The organism is Streptosporangium sp. NPDC050855 (assembly GCF_044456585.1).
Lineage (GTDB): Bacteria > Actinomycetota > Actinomycetes > Streptosporangiales > Streptosporangiaceae > Streptosporangium > Streptosporangium longisporum.
In genome coordinates this window covers 278,403-298,848 of record NZ_JBITFY010000010.1, presented here as the reverse complement: position 1 = coordinate 298,848, position 20,446 = coordinate 278,403, and the positions used below count along the sequence as shown (strand labels likewise).

At 72.0% G+C, this 20,446-nt stretch carries 18 protein-coding genes; 2 read left to right on the top strand and 16 right to left on the bottom strand.

Translation table 11 applies throughout. The annotated features are described in order from the left end of the window. Nucleotides 1–73: 73 nt before the first annotated feature. The 4 genes from ACIBCT_RS21960 to dnaG form a co-directional block, all read right to left on the bottom strand. Nucleotides 74–535 (bottom strand): hypothetical protein, encoded by a 462-nt coding sequence (locus ACIBCT_RS21960; RefSeq protein WP_399191238.1) that lies wholly within the window; start codon nucleotides 533–535, stop codon nucleotides 74–76. Then, a complete protein-coding gene (locus tag ACIBCT_RS21955) occupies nucleotides 532–1,836 on the bottom strand; it encodes an MGH1-like glycoside hydrolase domain-containing protein (RefSeq protein WP_399191236.1) in 1,305 nt (434 codons plus the stop codon). The genes ACIBCT_RS21960 and ACIBCT_RS21955 overlap by 4 nt, the downstream gene beginning before the upstream one ends. A 335-nt stretch (nucleotides 1,837–2,171) precedes the next feature. Then, entirely contained in the window at nucleotides 2,172–3,275 is a 1,104-nt protein-coding gene (gene rpoD, locus ACIBCT_RS21950) for an RNA polymerase sigma factor RpoD (RefSeq protein WP_344898432.1), read from the bottom strand. 185 nt (nucleotides 3,276–3,460) lie between these two features. After that, nucleotides 3,461–5,311 (bottom strand): DNA primase, encoded by a 1,851-nt coding sequence (dnaG, locus tag ACIBCT_RS21945; RefSeq protein WP_399191233.1) that lies wholly within the window; start codon nucleotides 5,309–5,311, stop codon nucleotides 3,461–3,463. A 166-nt stretch (nucleotides 5,312–5,477) separates the two neighbouring features. Here dnaG and ACIBCT_RS21940 point away from each other — a divergent pair, with 166 nt between their 5' ends. Next, complete coding sequence (locus tag ACIBCT_RS21940) at nucleotides 5,478–6,356, top strand: peptidoglycan DD-metalloendopeptidase family protein (protein WP_399191283.1); 879 nt, start codon at nucleotides 5,478–5,480, stop codon at nucleotides 6,354–6,356. A 102-nt stretch (nucleotides 6,357–6,458) separates the two neighbouring features. Here the strand turns inward: ACIBCT_RS21940 and ACIBCT_RS21935 are convergent, their stop codons facing one another. The 12 genes from ACIBCT_RS21935 to ACIBCT_RS21880 form a co-directional block, all read right to left on the bottom strand. Continuing rightward, on the bottom strand, nucleotides 6,459–6,977 hold the full coding sequence (locus ACIBCT_RS21935) for a hemerythrin domain-containing protein (protein WP_399191231.1): 519 nt from the start codon (nucleotides 6,975–6,977) through the stop codon (nucleotides 6,459–6,461). 61 nt (nucleotides 6,978–7,038) lie between these two features. After that, nucleotides 7,039–8,271, bottom strand: a complete 1,233-nt coding sequence (locus tag ACIBCT_RS21930) for a deoxyguanosinetriphosphate triphosphohydrolase (protein WP_399191229.1) — start codon at nucleotides 8,269–8,271, stop codon at nucleotides 7,039–7,041. 183 nt (nucleotides 8,272–8,454) lie between these two features. Beyond that, nucleotides 8,455–11,097, bottom strand: coding sequence for a pyruvate, phosphate dikinase (ppdK, locus tag ACIBCT_RS21925; RefSeq protein ID WP_399191227.1), 2,643 nt, complete (start codon nucleotides 11,095–11,097; stop codon nucleotides 8,455–8,457). Between the two features lie 236 nt (nucleotides 11,098–11,333). Next, nucleotides 11,334–12,611: a sensor histidine kinase gene (locus ACIBCT_RS21920; protein ID WP_399191225.1), complete on the bottom strand. Its 1,278-nt coding sequence runs from the start codon at nucleotides 12,609–12,611 to the stop codon at nucleotides 11,334–11,336. Between the two features lie 93 nt (nucleotides 12,612–12,704). Then, nucleotides 12,705–13,376, bottom strand: coding sequence for a response regulator transcription factor (locus ACIBCT_RS21915; protein WP_344898446.1), 672 nt, complete (start codon nucleotides 13,374–13,376; stop codon nucleotides 12,705–12,707). Between the two features lie 168 nt (nucleotides 13,377–13,544). Then, a complete protein-coding gene (locus ACIBCT_RS21910) occupies nucleotides 13,545–14,360 on the bottom strand; it encodes a S1C family serine protease (RefSeq protein ID WP_399191223.1) in 816 nt (271 codons plus the stop codon). A 100-nt stretch (nucleotides 14,361–14,460) separates the two neighbouring features. Next, nucleotides 14,461–15,399 (bottom strand): VWA domain-containing protein, encoded by a 939-nt coding sequence (locus ACIBCT_RS21905; RefSeq protein WP_399191221.1) that lies wholly within the window; start codon nucleotides 15,397–15,399, stop codon nucleotides 14,461–14,463. Next, nucleotides 15,396–16,316, bottom strand: coding sequence for a DUF58 domain-containing protein (locus tag ACIBCT_RS21900; protein ID WP_399191219.1), 921 nt, complete (start codon nucleotides 16,314–16,316; stop codon nucleotides 15,396–15,398). The genes ACIBCT_RS21905 and ACIBCT_RS21900 overlap by 4 nt, the downstream gene beginning before the upstream one ends. Further along, complete coding sequence (locus ACIBCT_RS21895) at nucleotides 16,316–17,368, bottom strand: AAA family ATPase (RefSeq protein WP_399191217.1); 1,053 nt, start codon at nucleotides 17,366–17,368, stop codon at nucleotides 16,316–16,318. The genes ACIBCT_RS21900 and ACIBCT_RS21895 overlap by 1 nt, the downstream gene beginning before the upstream one ends. Then, nucleotides 17,365–17,532 (bottom strand): hypothetical protein, encoded by a 168-nt coding sequence (locus ACIBCT_RS21890; RefSeq protein WP_399191215.1) that lies wholly within the window; start codon nucleotides 17,530–17,532, stop codon nucleotides 17,365–17,367. Before ACIBCT_RS21890 ends, ACIBCT_RS21895 begins: the two co-directional genes overlap by 4 nt. A 258-nt stretch (nucleotides 17,533–17,790) precedes the next feature. After that, nucleotides 17,791–19,176 (bottom strand): glycine--tRNA ligase, encoded by a 1,386-nt coding sequence (locus ACIBCT_RS21885; RefSeq protein WP_399191213.1) that lies wholly within the window; start codon nucleotides 19,174–19,176, stop codon nucleotides 17,791–17,793. A 339-nt stretch (nucleotides 19,177–19,515) separates the two neighbouring features. Continuing rightward, complete coding sequence (locus ACIBCT_RS21880; protein ID WP_399191211.1) at nucleotides 19,516–19,851, bottom strand: antibiotic biosynthesis monooxygenase family protein; 336 nt, start codon at nucleotides 19,849–19,851, stop codon at nucleotides 19,516–19,518. Between the two features lie 140 nt (nucleotides 19,852–19,991). Here ACIBCT_RS21880 and ACIBCT_RS21875 point away from each other — a divergent pair, with 140 nt between their 5' ends. Continuing rightward, nucleotides 19,992–20,381, top strand: coding sequence for a DUF6703 family protein (locus ACIBCT_RS21875; protein WP_399191209.1), 390 nt, complete (start codon nucleotides 19,992–19,994; stop codon nucleotides 20,379–20,381). Nucleotides 20,382–20,446 lie beyond the last annotated feature (65 nt).

Genomic DNA, 20,446 nt, shown 5'->3' with positions numbered 1-20,446 from the left:
GTGTACGGAGCCGTTCCGGGTCCGTGGGGCGTCCCAGGACCGGTCCGGACGCCGGAGACCCGCCGGGTCCCGTTCAGACGCCGAAGCTGCGGCGCGTCTCCTCCAGCGCCTGCTCGGCCAGGGCTCGCAGGCCCGGGTCGTCCGGGTCGAGACCGGCGTCGAAGACGAGCTCCCAGACCAGCTCGTCGGCCTCGGCCCTCCTGGCCACCAGCCGTACTCCCCCGCGGGCGTCCAGCGGGACGTACTGGTTGACCACGATCGAGGCCGTCACCCGCTCCCGTACGGCCTCGGGGATCCGGCCCGGCTCGGGCAGCAGCGCCCGGTGCGACCGCCCGTCCGTGGTGACGACCGTCAGCCCCTCCTCGTCCCACGTGCCGCGGTCCACCTGGAACCAGGGCAGGCGCACGTCCCCCAGGTACAGGGCCCGGTCGGCGGCGATCACGTAGCCGTCCGGCCCTCCGGCGTAGGTGAGCACCCGGTCACCCGGGACGACGGCCGCGCGGACCTCGGAGGGCATGCGGTTGAAGAGCCTCATTCCTCCACGGTATCGGCGAGCAGGTCCAGGGTGAGCGCCGCCGACCACGAGAAGTCCCTGCTGCCCCGGCCGCTGCCGTCGAAGGGGTCGAAGCACTCGCGGAAACCCGCCTGCCGTACCAGGCGCAGAGTGCTCGCCCCGAGGATCCGGGCCAGCCCCGTCAGGTCGTGGACGGTCGCGGCCCGGCGCAGCAGCCAGTTGGTGTTCACCCAGGACGGCCCGCGCCAGTAGCGGGAGCGGTCGAACTGCCGGGCGCGGATCTCGCAGCTGGGCACCGGGTACCCGGCCGCCCCCATGAAGCGGGCCGACTCCAGCACCCCCACCAGCTCCGCGACCCGGTCCGCGGGCAGTTCCCGGTCCAGCAGCGGCCCGAAGCACCCGACCGTGCAGACCGGGCTGAGCCCTCCGCCGCGCAGGTCGCGGGCGCGGAAGAGGCCGTCGGCCCACAGGCGTTCCAGCAGTCCGGCGCGGATCCGCTCCACCGCCGCCCGGTGCGGCCCGGCGTCCGCGCCGGCCACCGGCGCCAGCTCGGCCAGGGCCTGGCAGGAGGCGAGCCAGATGCCGTTGAACATCGGGTCCTCGACCGCGAACGGGTGCTCGTCGCGCAGGTAGGCCGGATCGTAGCCGGAGTCGCGGTAGCGCAGGGCGAGCGTGACGAAGGGGTCGTGGTGGCCGCCCGGCCGCCCCTCGCCGCAGGATCCCCCCGCCCTCCGGTACGGGGCCCCGGTCATCGGCAGCGCCTCCAGCGGGGCGTCCCAGACGGGGCTGTCGTCCATTCCCGACTCCCAGGGGTGGACGATCGCGGCCAGCCCGGCCCCGCCGAGGTCCCTGACCGTGGCGAGGTAGTCGTGCTGGGCGACCAGCATGGGGTAGAGCCGCCGTACCAGGGCCGCGGCCGTGTCGCGGTCGGCCGCGTGCCGCCAGATCCACCACAGCGCCAGCGCCTGCAGGGGCGGCTGGGTCAGCCCCGAGGTGCCCACCCCGTTGGGGGCCGAGCGGTGCTCCCGGGAGCGCCACACCGACGGCCCGGGGAAGTAGACCTCCGCCCGGACGGGCCGGAAGACGATGTGCGGCACCATGCCGTTGCCCCACTGCCCCGCCAGCAGGCTGAGCAGCTCGGTCCCGGCCCTGCGAGTGTCCCGGCGGGCCAGGCCGATCGCCACGAAGGTGGAGTCCCAGTTCCACTGGTGCGGGTAGAGGCCGGGGGCGGGGACGGTGACGGACCCCGTCCAGTTCGCGTCGAGCACGGCCCATGCCTCGCGCCCCAGCGCCGCGTCGTCCACCGCCGCTCGCGACTCCATCCGCCCAGTCTGCGCCTGTATCGGCCGGGAGAACAGCCCGGAACGGCCGGAAACCGGCCCGGACCGCGCCGGACCACGGGGGCGCCGCTCCGGATCCCGGAAAGGCCGGCCCGGATCGCGGGAAGACCGGCCCGGATCCCGGGAAGACCGGCCCGGATCCCGGAAAGGCCGACCCGGATCACGGGAAGACCGGGCAGCTGGAAGAGCGGCTCGCGGGAAGACCGGACTGCTGGAAGAGCGGCTCGCGGAAGGCCCCCGGGCGACGAGCGACGACGGGCCGGCGACCGGGCGGAACGCCGGGTCGCCGGCCCTGACGGGGCACCGGGGACGGTGCCTCAGTCGAGATAGTCGCGCAGCATCTGCGCCCTGGTCGGGTGGCGGAGCTTGGCGAGGGTCTTCGACTCGATCTGCCGGATGCGCTCCCGGGTCACCCCGAACTCCCTGCCGACCTCCTCCAGCGTACGGGGATGCCCGTCCGCGAGCCCGAAGCGCAGCTGGATGATGCGCTGCTCCCGGTCCGACAGGGTCGCGAGGATGTCGTCGAGCTGGTCCTGCAGCATGATGAAGGCGGCGGCCTCCATCGGCACGACCGCGTCCGCGTCCTCGATGAAGTCGCCGAGGTCGGAGTCCTCCTCCCCGATCGGGGACTGCAGGGAGACCGGCTCCTGGGCGATCCGCTGGATCTCGATCACCCGGTCGATCGGCAGGTCCATCTCCAGGGCGATCTCCTCCGGGGCGGGCTCGCGGCCCAGATCCTGGTGGAGCTGGCGCTGGACGCGTACCAGTTTGTTGATCGTCTCGACCATGTGCACCGGAATGCGAATGGTGCGCGCCTGGTCCGCGATCGCCCTGGTGATCGCCTGGCGAATCCACCAGGTGGCGTATGTGGAGAACTTGTAGCCCTTGGTGTAGTCGAATTTCTCGACCGCCCGGATGAGCCCGAGGTTGCCCTCCTGGATGAGATCCAGGAAGAGCATGCCGCGTCCCACATATCTTTTGGCGATTGACACCACCAGCCGGAGATTGGCCTCGATCAGCCGCTGCTTGGCCCGCGTCCCCTGCCAGACGAGCTCCCTGAACTCCGGGAACCCCAGGCGTGAGACGACGCTGGTCAGCTTGTCCTCGGCGAACAGGCCCGCTTCGATCGACTTGGCGAGCTCCACCTCCTCCTCGGCCGTGAGCAGGGGCACCCGGCCGATCTCCCGCAGGTAGATGCGGACGAGATCGCTGGTCGGCGCCCTTTTACCGACATCCTCCTCATCGGGTCGGGCGGGTTCCTCGTCGCCCTGGGGCTCGAGGACCTCCACACCCTGTTCGGCGAGCATGCGGACGACGCGCTCGAGCGCGTCGGACGGCAGCTCGGATCTGTCGAGAGCGGCGGCCACGTCATCGACCGTGACGCTTCCGCGCTCTCTTCCCTTCGCGACGAGGTCGGCCACCTGGTCTACCGATGGCGGCCCACTTGGCAGCACCGATGCACCCACGGGAGACAGTCTGCTGTATTGGATCCCCTAAATGGCAGACCTATTTTTGTCACCGGAGGTAAGGCCCTGTTCCTTATCGGATCGAGACCTTATTAAGGTTTGGCGGAATCGGCGGATGGACATTAAAGCAAATTACGCCGTCAGCTCGCGGCGGTGCGCTCCCTCAGGACGCGCCGCTGCTGCTCCAGTGCGACCAGCTCGCCGAACAGCCGGTTGTACTCCTGCTGCTCCTCGACCGGGTTCGTCCGCTGCATCTTCGACTTGAGCTGCTCGATGGCCCGCGCCACCGAGACCAGCTCCAGCGCGGCCAGCATGGCCGAGGCGTAGCGCTCCTCGCTCGCCAGGTCGGCCCGCAGCTCCTCCACGGCGAACCTGGTGACCATCCCGCGCAGGGAGTCCTCGGCCCTGCCCAGCAGTAGGTCGACCCATTCGCGGCCGCCCTGCCCGGCCGCGGCGGTGCCGCCGCAGTCGGCGATCAGCCGGTAGAGGGCCACGTGCTCGGGGAGCGTGAAGGCCTCCGGGCCCACCGCCTCGAAGCGGGGACCGAGCAGCGCGGGACGCTGGACGGCCAGCCGCAGCACCTCGGCCTCGGTCCGCACCCCGGGGTCGGTGAGGTCGGCGACCCGGCGCGGGCCCGTGGGGCGTTCGGCGCGCGGCCGGGCCGCCGTGGAGATCTCGGCGATCCGGTCCATCACGAAGCGCTCGTTGTTGAACCCCAGCCACCGGTCGAGGTCGACGGCGTACAGCTGGCGCAGGGACCTGTCCTTGATGCCGGCCACGATCGGGGCGGCGGCGTCCAGGGCGGAGAGCCTTCCCTCGTTGGTGCTCACGTCGAACTTGGAGATCACGCTGCGGATGGCGAACGCGAAGAGCGGTTCCCTGGCCGCGATCAGGTCGCGCACGGCCGCCTCACCGTGCTGGACGCGCAGGTCGCAGGGGTCGAGCCCGTCGGGCTGCACCGCGACGAAGGTCTGGGTGACGAACTTCTGCTCGTCGGCGAAGGCGCGCAGCGCCGCCTTCTGGCCCGCGGCGTCGCCGTCGAAGGTGAAGACCACCTCGCCGTGCGAGCCCGACTGGTCGAGCAGCAGCCTTCTGAGCACCTTGATGTGCTCCTCGCCGAACGCGGTGCCGCAGGTGGCCACCGCCGTCGGCACCCCGGACAGGTGGCAGGCCATCACGTCGGTGTAGCCCTCGACGATCACGGCCTGGGAGCGCTTGGAGATCTCGCGTTTGGCCAGGTCGATGCCGTACAGGACCTCGCTCTTGTGGTAGAGCGGGCTCTCGGGGGTGTTCAGGTACTTCGGGCCGTCCTCGGCGTCGTTCAGCTTCCGCGCGCCGAACCCGATGACGTCGCCGGTGATGTCGCGGATGGGCCAGACCAGCCGGCCCCGGAACCGGTCGATCGGGCCGCGCCGGCCCTCCTTGGCCAGCCCTCCCTTGATCAGCTCCGCGGCGGTGAAGCCCCGGCCCATCAGGTGCCGCGCCAGCGCCTCCCACTCGGCCGGGGCGTACCCGACGCCGAAGCGCTCGGCGTCGACCCGCTCGAAGCCCCGTTCGGACAGGAAGCGGCGTCCGGGCGCGGCGTCGGGGGCCGACAGCTTCGACACGTAGAACTCCGCCGCCGCCCGGTGGGCCTCGATCAGGCGGCTGCGCTCGCCCTGCTCGCGGCCGGGCACGTAGCCGCCCTGCTCGTAGCGGAGCTGGACGCCCGCCCTGTTCGCCAGCCGCTCGACGGCCTCGCCGAACGACAGGTGCTCCAGGCGCCGGACGAAGGTGATGACGTCACCGCCCTCGGCGCAGCCGAAGCAGTACCAGTACCCCCGGGTGGGGGTCACGTTGAACGACGGGCTCTTCTCGTCATGGAAGGGACAGAGCCCTTTCAGGTTGCCGCCGCCCGCGTTGCGGAGCTGGATGTGCTCGCCCACGATGTCGGCGATCGGTGAGCGCTCCCGTACGAGCGCGATGTCCTCGTCACTGATCCGGCCTGCCACGCCGCGAGTCTAGTCCGGCTCCCCGACAGCCCCCGACAGCCCGGACGGTACGGACGGGGTGGCGGGGGCAGGAGGAACGATGACTTTCCCGAAGAGGTCATGACCAACCATGACGTCGGTTACAAAGGTAAGAGCGAATTCTCGATACTGTACGCGGGTGGAGATCATGCGATCGCGGCACATGGCACGACTGGCCGCGGTGACCGGCGCGGTGCTCGTCACCGGAGGCTGCGCTTCCCCGGGCGGGGTGGCCGGCATCGGCACGGCGCCCCCGACGCCCGGGGCGGAGAGCGCCGCCGGGACCCCCGGCTCGGTCACCGCGACCATCCCGGACTCGACGCCGACACCCGTCCCGCAGACGGCGGTCGACCGCCCCAAGGCCGACCCGCCGGTGCGGGTCCCGCCACCGAAGCTCTCCAAGTACAGCTACGTCTTCCCGGTCAAGGGCTGCTCGGTCAACTACCAGAGCCGGCTGCTGGTGCTGCCCAAGACCACGATCTGGGCGGGCAAGGGCTGCGCGTTCGTCTCACCGGTGTCGGGGGTGGTCGACGAGGTCAACACCAAGAACCGGTGGAAGCCCTCCACCGACCGCGGCGCCGACCGCGAGGGCCGGTTCGTCACGGTCGTCGGCGACGACGGGGTCCGCTACCTGGGCGGCCACCTGGACGAGGTCGCCGACGGGATCAGGCCGGGGGTGCGCGTCGGCGCCGGGCAGACGCTCGGCCGCATCGGCAACTCCGGGAACGCGCGCTCCACCGCCAGCAACCTCTACTTCGCGATCTCCTGGAAGACCTCCCCTCAGCTCTGGTGGGTCCGCCGCGGCATGGTCAACCCGTGGAACTACCTGGACGCGTGGCTGAAGGGCAACCCCACGCTCTCGCCCCGGGAGGAGATGCAGGCCGTGATGAACCGGACGGGAGCGGCCCCGCGCTGCTTCACGCTGTGCGCGTCCAAGCCGCAGCCCGCCAAGAAGAAGCCCAGGCCCTCGCCGACGCCGGAGGAGCCCGAGCAGATCACCCTGGGCGGCGACGGCGGCGTCGGCTGACAGGGTCGTCGCGGGCACGATGGCGCGGGTGGCGCGGGCGTCGTCCCGCCGGTGCGCGGGGACGCCGGCGAACGCGTCCCCGTCCCCGTCACGCTGATCGTCCTAGTCGTCCTCGTCGTCGGTCAGGAGGAAGCCGGGCCGGTTCTCGCGCCACTCGGGGACGTCCATCGCGTTGAGCACGGAGACGAGCTTCTTCTCCTCGTAGATGAAGTGCGTCCGCATGACCGCCGACAGCGCTCCCACCTCCTCGCGCACCTTCGAGGCCGTGGCCGGGTCCGGTCGCTCCGGCAGGGCGTCGAGGAGCTTGCGCAGGTTCCCCATCAGCCAGTCCAGGTGGTTGTGGTCGGTGCGCAGGTCGGAGAGCACCTTGCGCAGCTCGGGGTACTCCTCGGCGATCGCCGGGAACGCGCCGCCGTCCTCGCCGGTGTGGTGGCGCGTCAGCGCCGTGCAGAACGACAGGCAGTGCGCGCGCAGGTCCCGTGGCGGGAGTCCCCTGCCGTCGAAGTAGTCGTCGATGCCGTCCTCGAGGTCCTCCAGCATCTCGCGGAGCCAGACGTGCACCTCGAGCAGCTGGGTGCCCAGGGCGGTGAGACGGCCTCCCGCCTCGGAGCGTGCGTTCATGTTCGTCCTTCGGGTGGGGGATCCGTCCGGTCCTCGCGGGGTGCCGGGAGCGGACGGCCGGTCAGCGGCCCGACAGGCGGCGGTGCCAGGCGACCGCCGAGGTGTCGGTGAGCGAGGCGATCTGGTCGATGACCACGCGTAGGCGCCCGGCGTTGCCGGACGCCCGGACGAACGCGGGCCTGAGAGCGGGCTCCAGGGTGCCGGGGGCGCCCAGCATGATCTGGTGGGCCAGGTCGTGGATCAGCTCGCGCTGCCGCGCCTGGTTCGCGTTGTGCTCGTCCCTGGTCATCACGTAGTGGGCGGTGACGCCTTTGAGCAGCGCGCACTCCAGCCGGGTGGTCCTGGGCACGATCAGGTCCGCGCCGTGGCGCCCGGCGGCCGGGTCGTACGCCTCGCGGGTGGCGAACTCGGCCGACCTGCAGAAGTGACCGATGAGCGAGCTGGTGAGCCTCTTGATCGCGGCCAGGTCGGCGAGCGAGCGGTCGAAGTGGCGAGGCCAGAGCGACTGGGCGGTCAGGCGGACGAAGACGTCCTCCAGCTCCCCGGGCTCGGCGTCGGGGGCGTACCAGTCGCGGGTGGTGGCGCAGACGTCGCGGCGCTCCACCGGGTCGCGCAGCGCCTCCAGCACCACGTCACCGGAGTGCAGGGCGTCCTCCAGGTCGTGCACCGAGTAGGCGATGTCGTCGGCCCAGTCCATGATCTGGGCCTCGAAGCTGACCCGCCCCTCCGGCGCCCCCTGCCTGATCCACTCGAAGACCGGCATGTCGTCGTCGTAGACGCAGTACTTGGCTCCCCGCTCGCGGGTCCACGGGTACTTCACGGCGGCGTCCAGGCAGGCCCGCGTCAGGTTGAGCCCGGCGCTGCGGCCGTCCTCGGTGACGACCTTGGCCTCCAGCCGGGTCAGCAGGCGCAGGCTCTGCGCGTTGCCCTCGAAGCCGCCGCAGCCGCTCGCCAGTTCGTTGAGCGCCGTCTCCCCGTTGTGGCCGAACGGCGGGTGACCCAGGTCGTGGGCCAGGCAGGCGGTCTCCATCAGGTCGGGGTCGCGGCCGAGCGCCTCGCCCATCTCCCGGCCGACCTGTGCGCACTCCAGCGAGTGGGTCAGGCGGGTACGGGGGATGTGCTGGCCGCCGCCGAAGGTCTCCCCCGGGCCGACGACCTGCGTCTTGGCCGCGAGCCGCCGTAGCCCGGCGCTGTGCAGCACCCGCGCCCGGTCGCGCTGGAACGGGCCTCTTCCCGGGTTGCCGGGCGGTTCCGGCACCCACCTGGCCTGATCGTGTTCGTCATAACGGTGCATACGTGCAGTGATTTTATCCGCGAAAGGCCCGCCTCATGCCGAACGGCGAGAAAACACCTGGTTACCGGGGGTACGAGCGCCACGAGCGCCCCCTCGTCCGGCCCGGGAAGCGATCGGGCCGGACGGGGGCGACCGGGCCGGGTGAGGGACGAGAGGGGGCGGAGCCTCGGGAGGCCCGCCCGGTCAGCGGGTGTCGGACCCGGCGCAGGCCAGGGTGGCGCGGGCGGCCTCCAGCCGGGCGACCGGGATGCGGAACGGCGAGCAGGACACGTAGTCCAGGCCGGCCCGGTGGCAGAAGTGGATCGAGTCGGGGTCGCCGCCGTGCTCGCCGCAGATGCCCAGCTTGAGGTCGGGACGGGTGCTCCGGCCCTGCTCCACCGCGATCTCGACGAGCCTGCCGACGCCGTCGGTGTCCAGCGTCTCGAACGGGGACACGCCGAAGACGCCCAGCTCCAGGTACTTCGCGAAGAACGCGGCCTCGACGTCGTCCCGGGAGAAGCCCCAGGTCATCTGGGTCAGGTCGTTGGTGCCGAAGGAGAAGAACTCGGCGGCCTCGGCGATCTGGGCGGCGGTCAGCGCGGCGCGCGGCACCTCGATCATCGTGCCGATCAGCGCCTCGACGCCGGCCTCGGCGAGGATCGCCCGCGCCTCGTCCCTGACGTGCTCCAGCTCCTGCACCGCGGCCACCAGCGGGATCATGATCTCGGGACGGCTGCCCGGCACGGCCTTGGCCGCCTCGGCGATCGCCCGGACCTGCATGGCGAACACGCCGGGGATGATCAGACCGAGCCGCACCCCGCGCAGGCCCAGCATGGGGTTCTCCTCGTGGAGACGCTTGAGGGCGACCAGCAGCCTGCGGTCCTTCTCCGGCGCCTCGTCCCCCGCTAGGGCGATCTTCACCGACAGCTCGGTGAAGTCGGGCAGGAACTCGTGCAGCGGCGGGTCGATCAGGCGGACGGTGACCGGCAGTCCCTCCATCGCCCGGAAGATGGCGGTGAAGTCCTCCTTCTGCAGCGGCTCCAGCGCTGCCAGCGCCCGGTCCCGTTCCTCGTCGGTGCCGGCCAGCACCAGGTCCTCGACCAGGCTGCGGCGCTTCCCGAGGAACATGTGCTCGGTGCGGCACAGGCCGATGCCCTGGGCGCCGAACCTGCGGGCCCTGGCCGAGTCCTCGGCCGTGTCCGCGTTGGCGCGCACGTCCATCCTGCGGACCTCGTCGGCGTGGGTCATGAGCCGGTGCACCGCGCGGACCAGCTCGTCGTCCCGGTCGCCCGAGCCCTCGAAGTACTCCACGACCGGGGAGGGGACCACGGGCACCTCGCCGAGGTACACGGTCCCGCTGGTGCCGTCGATGGAGATGACGTCCCCCTCGGAGACCATCACGCCGCCGGGGGCGGTGAACGTGCGGTCGGCGGCCGAGACCTCCAGCGCCTCGGCGCCGCAGACGCAGGTCCTGCCCATGCCGCGGGCGACCACGGCGGCGTGCGAGGTCTTGCCGCCCCGGCTGGTCAGCACCCCCTGGGCGGCGATCATCCCGGCCAGGTCGTCGGGGTTGGTCTCGCGGCGTACCAGGATGACGGCCTCGCCCTGCGCGGCGAGCTCGACGGCGCGGTCGGTGGAGAAGACGGCCTTGCCCACGGCCGCGCCCGGTGAGGCGTTCATCCCCCTGGCGATGACCGTGCTGCCGGTGTCCTCGGCGAAGCGGGGGAACATCAGCTGGGCGAGCTGGTCGCCGGTGACCCGGGTCACCGCCTCGTCGAGGTCGATGACGCCCTGGTCGACGAGCTGCACGGCGATGCGGAACGCGGCGCCCGGGGTGCGCTTGCCCACGCGGGTCTGCAGCATCCACAGCTTTCCGCGCTCGACCGTGAACTCGATGTCGCACAGGTCGCGGTAGTGCTCCTCCAGGGTGCGCATGGTCTGCATGAGCTCGTCGTAGACGGGGCGGTCGATGGTCCGGAGCTCCTGCAGCGGCAGGGTGTTGCGGATGCCCGCGACCACGTCCTCGCCCTGCGCGTTCTGCAGGTAGTCGCCGTACACGCCCTGCTGGCCGGTCCCGGGGTCGCGGGTGAAGGCGACCCCGGTGCCGGAGTCCATGCCGCAGTTGCCGAACACCATGGAGCAGACGCTGACCGCGGTGCCCAGGTCGGCCGGGATGCGCTCCTGGCGGCGGTACAGCACGGCGCGCGGCGCGTTCCAGGAGGAGAACACCGCCTCCACCGCCATGCGCATCTGCAGGTGCGGGTCGGCGGGGAAGTCCTCCCCGGTGTGCGCGCGGACGATCTCCTTGTACGTCGCGACCAGGGCGCGCAGGTCGGCCGCATCCAGCTCCAGGTCGTCGCGGCCGTCCTTGAGCCGCTCCAGGGCGTCGTCGAACAGCTCGCCGTCGATGCCCTGGACGGTCTTGCCGAACATCTGGATGAGGCGCCGGTAGGAGTCCCAGGCGAAGCGCTCGTTGCCGCCGGCCTGCTTGGCCAGCCCGTGGACCGAGTCGTCGTTCAGCCCGATGTTGAGGACCGTCTCCATCATGCCGGGCATGGAGAACGCGGCCCCGGACCGTACGCTGACCAGCAGCGGATCGTCGGCCTGGCCGAGCCTGCGGCCCATCGCGGTCTCCAGCGCGGCCAGGTGCCCGGCGATCTCCTCCTCCAGCCCCTCGGGCAGGACGCCGCTCGCCAGGAAGCTCCGGCACGCCTCGGTCGTGATGGTGAAGCCGGGGGGCACCGGCAGCCCGAGATTGGTCATCTCGGCGAGGTTCGCCCCCTTGCCGCCGAGCAGGTCTCTGAGATCTTTGTTTCCCTCGGTGAAGTCGTAAACGTACTTGGGCACGGTCGCTCCTTCTACGGCTTCCTACGGCTTCAAAAACGACGTATGGTCCCGCCTCTCCCCGGACTCTACAGACGAATCGGCCGATGAATCGGCACCCATCACCAGGAACGACATAGCCGCAGTTCAGAACATGTTCACCGGTCTAATCCAATGCAAATTAAGATCGAACGAACGACAACTCAGACCATCACAAGAATTGGTTTACACCAATTGGTATACACCAATTCCACCGGCATTCACGCCCGTTCACGACGGCCCTGGCGGGTGATCGGGGCCGCGTCCGCGAGGGGGTTGAGGTCGGGGACCTCTCCCTCGGCGGGCCCGTTCCCGGCCGGCAGCCAGAGCACGAACACGCTCCCCTGGCCCGGCCGCGAGAACAGGCGGACGTGGCCGCCGTGGGACTCCACGATCTGGCGGACGATCGCCAGGCCCAGGCCGCTGTGCCGGTCCCGGCGGCCGGTACCGCCACCGGTCCCGCCACCGGTCTCGCTCGTCTCGCCGCCGCTCTTGCCGCGCCAGAAGCGGTCGAACACCCGCGCGTGGTCGTCCTCGGACACCCCCGGCCCGGCGTCGCGCACCGCCACCCAGATCCAGTCGTCACTGCGGCCCGCCGCCACGACGACCTCGCTGCCGGCGGGGGCGAGCCGTACGGCGTTGGAGAGCAGGTTGCCCACGGCCCGGCGCAGGGCGTCGTGGTCCCCCACCCCGCGCAGCCCGGAGGGCAGCGCCTTGCGGATCGTCAGCCCGCGCCCGGCCGCGAGCGCGGTGAACTCCTCGGCCGCCTCGGCGGCCAGCGTCCCCACGTCCACCTCGGCGTCGGCCAGCGCGGGCGCGGAACGGCGGGCGGTCGCCAGCAGGTCCTCGACCAGGCGCGTCATGCGGGTGGTGGCCCGGTCCACGATGGCCACCGCGCGCATCCGCTCCTCCTCGGTGCTGTCGGGGGAGGCCAGGACGGCGTCGACGTTGGCCCGGATGATGGCCAGCGGGCTGCGCAGCTCGTGGGAGGCGTCGTCGATCAGCTGCCGCTGCGCCAGGAACGCGCCCTCCAGGCGGCCGAGCATGGTGTCGACGGTGTCGGCGAGGTCGCGGAGCTCGTCCTTGGGGCCGGTGAGCAGGATCCGCCGCGACAGGTCCGTGCCCTGGATCTCGGCGGCGGCCCTGGTGATGGAGCGGACCGGGCGCAGCACCCGACCCGAGAGCACCCAGCCGATGCCGAAGCTCGCCACGAACAGCCCGCCCAGGGTCAGGAGCGAGTAGTCGCGCATGGTCTTCAGGGTCAGCAGGTTGACCGCGTTCTCGACCTCGGCGAGCTCGACGACCGGGGCCTTGCCGATGTAGCGCTCGGTGTCGACGCTGTAGAGCTTGGCCTGCTGCACGGTGTAGGGGCGCTCCTCTGCGCTCCTGGCCACCGCGACGTACAGCAGGCCGACGACCAGCCCGGAGAGCAGGAACAGCAGGCTGGAGTAGAGCACGGTCAGCCGGAAGCGGATCGTGTGCACGAAGGAGAACCTCACGCGTCCTCCCGCGGGCGGTGGCGGATCACGTGCGCGGCGGGGGGCCTCACGTGTCCTCCTCCGGCCGATGGCTCACGCGCATGCGAGAGGGCCTCACGTGTCCTCCCTGAGCCGGTAGCCCTTGCTGACCACGGTCTCGATCACGGCGTCGGTGCCGAGCTTGCGCCGCAGGTTGCCCACCGTCACCCGCACGGTGTTGGTGAACGGGTCGGTGTGCTCGTCCCAGACGTGCTCCAGCAGCTCCTCGGCGGAGACGACGTGCCCGGGACGGGTCATCAGGTAGTGCAGGACCCCGAACTCCTTGGGGGTCAGCCCCAGCTCCCTCCCGTTCGAGTGGCTCTCCACCCGGGAGGTGTCCAGCCGCAGCGAGCCCACCTGCAGGATCGCCGTCCCGCCGCCCTGCTCCCTGCGGAGCAGGGCGCGGACGCGGGCCAGGAGCTCGGGGAAGGCGAACGGCTTGACCAGGTAGTCGTCGGCGCCCTCGTCCAGCCCCCTGACCCGGTCGTCCAGCCGGTCGCGCGCGGTCACCATGATGATCCGCACGGCCTGGCCCTGGTCGGTGCCGCGCAGGGCCCGGCACACCTCGAAGCCGTCCCCGCCGGGCAGGTTGAGGTCGAGAAGGACCAGGTCGTAGGAGTTGACCTGGAGCTTCTCGCGCGCCTGGGCCACGTCGTAGGCGACGTCCACCGCGTATCCGGCCCGGACGAGCCCCACGCGCAGGGCGTCGACCAGGTCTTCCTCATCTTCGACAACGAGCAGTCGCATGGTACGAACCTAGGTCGTGGGCGGCCGGAAACGCGGATGCCACCGCCGTCCCGTCTTCTCGTTCCCCCCGCTCACCCCCGTCACCCCCGCTCACCCCCGTCACCCCCGTCACCCCCGTCATCCTCAGACGCCGCCGTCCCGTGTCCCCGTCCACCGCGCTCACCCCGCTCACCCCCGGATGATCCGTTCGGCGACGGGCACCGCCCGGTCGATGGGAATGGCGAAGCCGATGCCGATCGAACCTGTCCCCCGCCGTGAGAGCGTCGCGATCGCGGTGTTGATCCCGACCACCTCGCCCCGGGCGTTGACCAGCGGCCCGCCGGAGTTGCCGGGGTTGATGGAGGCGTCGGTCTGCAACGCGGTCTGCCCGCGCCCGCCCAGCCTCACCTGGCGGTCGAGGGCGCTGACGATGCCGCCGGTGACCGTGCCCGCCAGGCCCAGCGGGGAGCCGACGGCCAGCACCTGGTCCCCCACCGCGAGGTCCGCGGACCTGCCCAGCACCGCGGCGGTCAGCCCGCGGGCGTCGTCCACCCTGAGCACCGCGAGGTCGTACGCCTCGTCGGTGCCCACGACGGCGGCGGGCAGGCGGCGCCCGTCGTCGAGCACGACGGTGACGCCGGCACCCGCGGCGCTCCCGGCCAGGACGTGCGCGTTGGTGAGCAGGTGGCCGGAGCCGTCGATCACGAAGCCCGACCCGGCGCCCCGGCCCGACTCGACCGACACGACGCTCGGCAGCACCCTGGCGGCGGTGCCGCTGAGGCCGCCCGCCGTACCGGGCGAGCCGGACGGGACGGGCGGGGCCGCGGCGGCGCGGGGCAGGGCCGCGGGAGCCGCCTCGTCCCCGACGGCCAGCCGGCCGCCCGCGACGCCCGCCGCGCCTCCGGTGAGCGCGGCGACGAGCACCGCGGCGGCCAGGAGACGCCCGCTCCCCTTCCGTACGGGGACGGCCGGGGCGGCGGTCACACCGGCCGCCCGCGAAGGCATCTCCGGCGGCGCGGGCGGCGGGGGGCCCGGGGCGAAACCGGGGCCCCGGGGCCGTCCGAGTCCGGGGGGCCGGTCGTGCGACATCACCATGATCGACTCCTCACAGGATCCTCGAGAACCAGAACAGGGACGTCCCGGCGGCGACCACCGCGCCGAGCAGCGCGATCCCGACGAACCACGGCCAGACCTCCTGCCGCTCGGTCCGGTAGCCCACCGAGCTGCCGATGTCGTCGTACACCGCCCGCAGTTCGTCACCGGAGGCCGCCTCGTAGAAGCCCCCGCCGGTGCTGCGCGCCAGCTCCCGCAGGGCCGGGCCGTCCACCGGCACCGGGGTCTCCCGGGTGCCCATCCGGATCGTGCCGCCGGGCGTGCCGTACGCGATGGTGGACACCGGCACGCGCCGGGAGGTCGCCTCCCGGGCCGCCTGCTCGGGCGGCCTGCCCATGGTGCTCGACCCGTCGGACATCAGCACGATGTGGGCGGGCGGCCGCTCCCGGCTCCGCAGGGCGTCGATCGCGTCCAGGGACGAGAACACCGCCTCGCCGACGGCCGTACCGGAGTCCGTGGTGAGCCGGTCGATCGCCGACAGCACCGCCGCCCTGTCGGTGGTGGGCGGCACGCTCACCGAGGCCGAGGAGGAGAACGTGACCAGGCCGAGGTTGAAGCGGGCGGGCAGGTCCCCGACGAACCGCCGCGCGGCCTCGCGCGCCGCCGTGAACCGGTCGGGCGCCACGTCGGTGGCCTGCATCGACGCGGAGACGTCGAAGGCCACGATGATCGTCGCCTCTTCCTTCGGGACCCGCGTCTCGGCCGTCGGCCGCGCGAATCCGACGACGAGGAGCACCAGCATTCCCATGAAGGCCGTGGCGGGCACGTGCCTGCGCCACCCCGGCGTCCTGGGCGCCAGCTTCTCCAGCAGGTCCAGGTTGGTGAACCGCAGGGCGTACCGGCTGCGCCGCCGGTACATGACCACGTACAGGACCGCGATCATCAGGGCGGGGACCAGCAGCCACAGCCAGACGGGGGAAAGGAACGTCACGCGACACCACCTCTCACGGCTCTCGTCCGCGCCAGGCGGCGCTGGACCATGACGTGGCGGACCAGATCGCGGACCCAGTCGCGATCGGTGCCCAGGCGCAGGTGGGCGGCCCCGGCCCTGCGCAGGGCGTCCGCGATGGCCGCCCGCTGACCGGCGGCGGCCTCGGCGTAGCGCTCGCGCAGGCGGGGACCGGCCGTGGAGATCTCCCGGCGCCGGCCCGTCTCCGGGTCGACGAGCGTGAGCACGCCCACGTCGGGCAGGGTCAGCTCCCGGGGATCGACGACCTCCACCGCCAGGAGCTGGTGGCGGACCGCGAGATGGCGCAGCGGCCTCTCCCAGCTCTCCGGGGGGTCGAGGAAGTCGGAGACGACGACCACGAGCCCGCGCCGACGCGTCACGCGGCGCAGGTCGTCGGCGGCCGGGCCGAGGCGCGGCGCCGGGGTCCCCGGCTCGGTGCGCGGCAGCGAGAACATCGTGCCGAGCAGCGCCATCAGGTGCGCGCGCCCGCTCCTGGCGGGGAAGCGCCGGACCTCGCCGCCGTGCAGGATGTGCGTGCCGACGCGGTTGCCCGTCCGCTCGGTGAGGAAACCGACCGCCGCGACGGCGGCGAGCGCGAGCTCCCTCTTCTCCATCAGCGCGGTGCCGAAGTCCATGCTGGCGCTGGCGTCGAGCAGCACCCAGGTCTCCAGCTCCCGGTCGGCGATCATGTCACGCACGTGCGGCTCCGCCGTGCGGGCGGTGACGTTCCAGTCCATCCGCCGTACGTCGTCGCCGGGCGCGTACCGCCTGGCCTCGGCGAGCTCGCCGCCGGGGCCAGGGGTCAGCCCGAGGTGGTCGCCCTGGAGCAGCCCGTCGAGCCGCCTGACGACCGTCAGCTCCAGCCTGCGCAGCACCCGTTCGGACGGCAGGTGCCGCATCAGGCCGCCTCGGTCTGCCCGGGGGCGACCCTGGGCACCGGGATCGCCGCGACCACCCGGTCCACGATCTCCCGCGGGGAGACGTCGTCGGCCAGCGCGTCGAAGGACGGCACCAGCCGGTGCGCGATCACGTCGCGGGCCAGGTCCGCGACGTCCTCGGGCAGGACGTAGTCGCGCCCGCGCACCAGCGCCAGCGCGCGGGCAGCGGCCACCAGCCCCAGCGTCGCCCGGGGGCTGGCGCCGTAGGTCAGCAGCGGCGCGACGTCGGCCAGCCCGAACCGGGCGGGCTCGCGGGTCGCGTACACCAGCCGGACCGCGTACTCGGCGACGGCGTGGTGGACGAAGACGTCGTCCACGGCGGCCTGCAGCGCGAGCAGCCGCCGCGGGTCGAGCACCCCTCGCGGGACGGGCCGGTCGGTGCTCATCCGGTAGAGGATGGCGAGCTCCTCCGACTCGCTCGGGTACCCCACCTCGATCTTCATCAGGAAGCGGTCCCGCTGGGCCTCGGGCAGGTGGTAGACGCCCTCGGACTCGATCGGGTTCTGGGTCGCCAGGACCAGGAACGGCGCGGGCACCGGGTGGGTACGCCCGCCGATGCTCACCTGGCGTTCGGCCATCACCTCCAGCAGCGCCGACTGGACCTTGGCCGGGGCCCTGTTGATCTCGTCGGCGAGCACGAAGTTGGCCATCACCGGGCCGAGCTCGATGTCGAAGCCCTCGGTGGACGGCCGGTAGATGCGGGTGCCGACGATGTCGGCGGGCACCAGGTCGGGGGTGAACTGGATGCGGGCGAACGTGCCGCCCACGACCCCCGCGAGCGTCTCGGCCGCCAGCGTCTTGGCGATGCCGGGCACCCCCTCCAGCAGGCAGTGCCCCCGGGCCAGGACCGCGACGAGCAGGCGCTCGACCATCCGGTCCTGGCCGACGATCACACGCTTGACCTCGAACAGCGCCCGCCCGAGCACGGCGCTCTCCGGCACCCTGCCGGTGTCGTCACCCGTGCCGCCCCCGTCGCCCGTGCCGGGCGGCACCTGGTGTACGTCGCCGGTCACGGGGCGGTCGCGGAGGTCGAGGAGGGGCAGTCGTCGACGAGCAGCCGCAGCTCGACCGCGCCGGGGCGCGGGTCGGCGTGAGCGGCGCTGCCGGTGAGCAGGAAGACGGCCCCGCCGAGGGCCAGGACCCCCGGCACGGCCTTCCACGGTGATACGCGGGTCATCGTTCTCCCCCTTCGTTGAACGAACGATCCCCCTGATGTCATCAAAAGGCCCCGAAAACCGCTGTAAGGCGGGTTTTTATGTTGTCTTTCGCTCCGGTCGATCATCGAAGGGGCGCCGGGGCGGACGGGGACGAGGGCGGGGACAGGAGCGGGCCGGGGCGGGGCCGACCGGGAGAGCGCGACGGCCGGCGACCCCGTGTGCGGGGTCGCCGGCCGTCACCGGGCGGACGTGGCCCCGATCACCGGGGCCGAGCCGTCTCAGTCGTTGAGGTGCTGGCGCAGGTAGGACTCGACCTGGTCGAGGGCCACGCGCTTCTGGGCCATCGAGTCGCGCTCGCGGATGGTCACCGCCTGGTCGTCGAGGGTGTCGAAGTCGACGGTGATGCAGAACGGCGTGCCGATCTCGTCCTGGCGCCGGTAGCGGCGGCCGATCGCGCCCGCGTCGTCGAAGTCGACGTTCCACCGGCGGCGGAGCTGGGCCGCCAGGTCCTTGGCCTTGGGCGACAGGTCCGCGTTGCGCGAGAGCGGGAGCACCGCGACCTTGACGGGCGCGAGCCGGTGGTCGAGGCGCATGACCGTGCGCTTCTCCATGACGCCCTTGGCGTTGGGCGCCTCGTCCTCGGTGTAGGCGTCGATCAGGAAGGTGAGCGTGGCGCGGTCCACACCGGCGGCCGGCTCGATCACGTACGGGACGTAGCGCTCGCCGCTGTCCTGCTCGAAGAAGCTGAGGTCGGTGCCGGAGGCCTTGCCGTGCGCGGTCAGGTCGAAGTCCGTGCGGTTGGCGATGCCCTCCAACTCACCCCACTCGGTGCCGGTGAAGTTGAAGCGGTACTCGATGTCGACGGTCCGCTTGGAGTAGTGCGAGAGCTTGTCCTTGGGGTGCTCGTACAGCCGCAGGTTGTCCTGGGTGATGCCCAGGTCGGTGTACCAGCGGAAGCGCTCGTCGATCCAGTACTGGTGCCACTCCTCGTCACTGCCCGGCTTGACGAAGAACTCCATCTCCATCTGCTCGAACTCGCGGGTACGGAAGATGAAGTTGCCCGGGGTGATCTCGTTGCGGAACGACTTGCCGATCTGGCCGATGCCGAACGGGATCTTCTTGCGCGCCGACTGCTGCACGTTGAGGTAGTTGATGAAGATGCCCTGGGCGGTCTCCGGCCTCAGGTAGGCCAGGCCCGACTCGTCCTCGACCGCGCCGAGGTAGGTCTTGAGCAGGCCGCTGAACTGCTTGGGGGCGGTGAAGGCGCCCTTGTTGCCGCAGTTGGGGCAGGTGATGTCGGCCAGACCGCCCGCCGGGGGCTTGCCGTGCTTCTCGGCGTACGACTCCTCGAGGTGGTCGGCACGGTAGCGCTTGTGGCAGGACTGGCACTCGGTCAGCGGGTCGGTGAAGGTCTCCACGTGGCCGCTGGCCTGCCACACCTCGCGGGCCAGGATCACCGAGGAGTCGAGGCCGACCACGTCGTCACGCCCCTGCACCACGGTCTTCCACCACTGCCGCTTCACGTTGTTCTTGAGCTCCACACCCAGCGGGCCGTAGTCCCACGACGCGCGCAGGCCGCCGTAGATCTCGCTGGAGGGGTAGACAAGACCACGTCGCTTGGCGAGGCTGACGATGGTGTCCATGATGTCCGTGCGGCGTGCCATAAGGGAAAATCTCCATCCGGCTGGAGGTCGGCGAGGAAGTGATGGAGCCTCCAGCTTAGGGGAGACGGGCCGCCGGGACATTCGCATGACCCATCCCGCCCACCTCCCCGGGCAAAGCTTGTCCGCCCCCGCCGGAAGGCCCCGGTCCCGCGTCCGATCCCGCGTCCGGTCCCCGCGCGATCCCGGGCCGGCCCTTCCAACAGGGCGGTCCTTTCCACGATCCCCGGCCCTTCCAACAGGGCGGTCCCTTCCACGATCCCCGGCCCCGTACGACTCCGGGCCCCGCACGGTCCCGGACCCCGCGCGATCTCGGACCCCGCGCGATCCCGGGGCGCGGGCTCAGGGGCGGTCGGCGTCCTCGAAGGCGCTCGGTTCGTTGATCATCAGTGTCATCAGCGGGTACATCACCATCCGCGCCGCGCCAAGCGCCCTGCGGTAGAACCCGGCGCCCTCCCACTCGCTCACCAGGGCCCACAGCTCCGGTTCGTCCACCGACCTCGTCACCCGGCCACGGAGACACCCCGGTTGCGCGGCGAGCGTGTCCACGATCTCGTGGGCCCGGGCCAGGAACTCCTCGGTCCGGGCCTGCGGCACCGAGTAACGGATGAGAGCGAGCATCCGCCCAGCATGCCAGAGCCCGCCCGCGTCACCGGCCGCGTCCCCCGTGTCCCTCATGCCCCCGTGTCCCCTGCCCCCTGTACCCGCCCGCGCCCCACCTGCCCGCGTCCCTGCGTGACGGCCCGGTCCGTTGCCCCCGAGATCGGGCCGGGCACCGGAGGTGTCACCGGCGGGCCCCGGAGCGTTAGGCTCGGCCCGTGGCCGACAAGCGCGGAGAACGCCCCGCACACCCCCTGGCACAGTCCCGTCCCCAGCGGGGCAAACGACCCCTGCCCGCGGGCGAGCAGTTCTTCACCCCGGGGGCGACCGGGCTGCGGCGCAAGGTCGAGCTGCGCAGCGCGGCCCCGCTCGTCTTCCTGTTCCAGCTCCCCCGGTGGATCGCCCCGGTGGTGCTGGTGGTGCTCATGCTGGCCGGCTTCGCCGTGTCCTCCTTCTGGGGCGGGGTGGCCGTCCTCCCGGTGATCGGATTCGTCGGCTGGCTCGCCTACATGTCGTGGCCCTCCCTGGGCAACGGAGGCCGGCTCCTGCGCGTCGCACTGCTCACCTTCCTGATCCTGCTCGCCGCCGACCGCTTCGGCGCCTTCTGACACGCCCGGCGGCACGCCCTCCCCGATACAGCCCCTCTCCCGGGTACGGCCCCTCTGCCGGTACG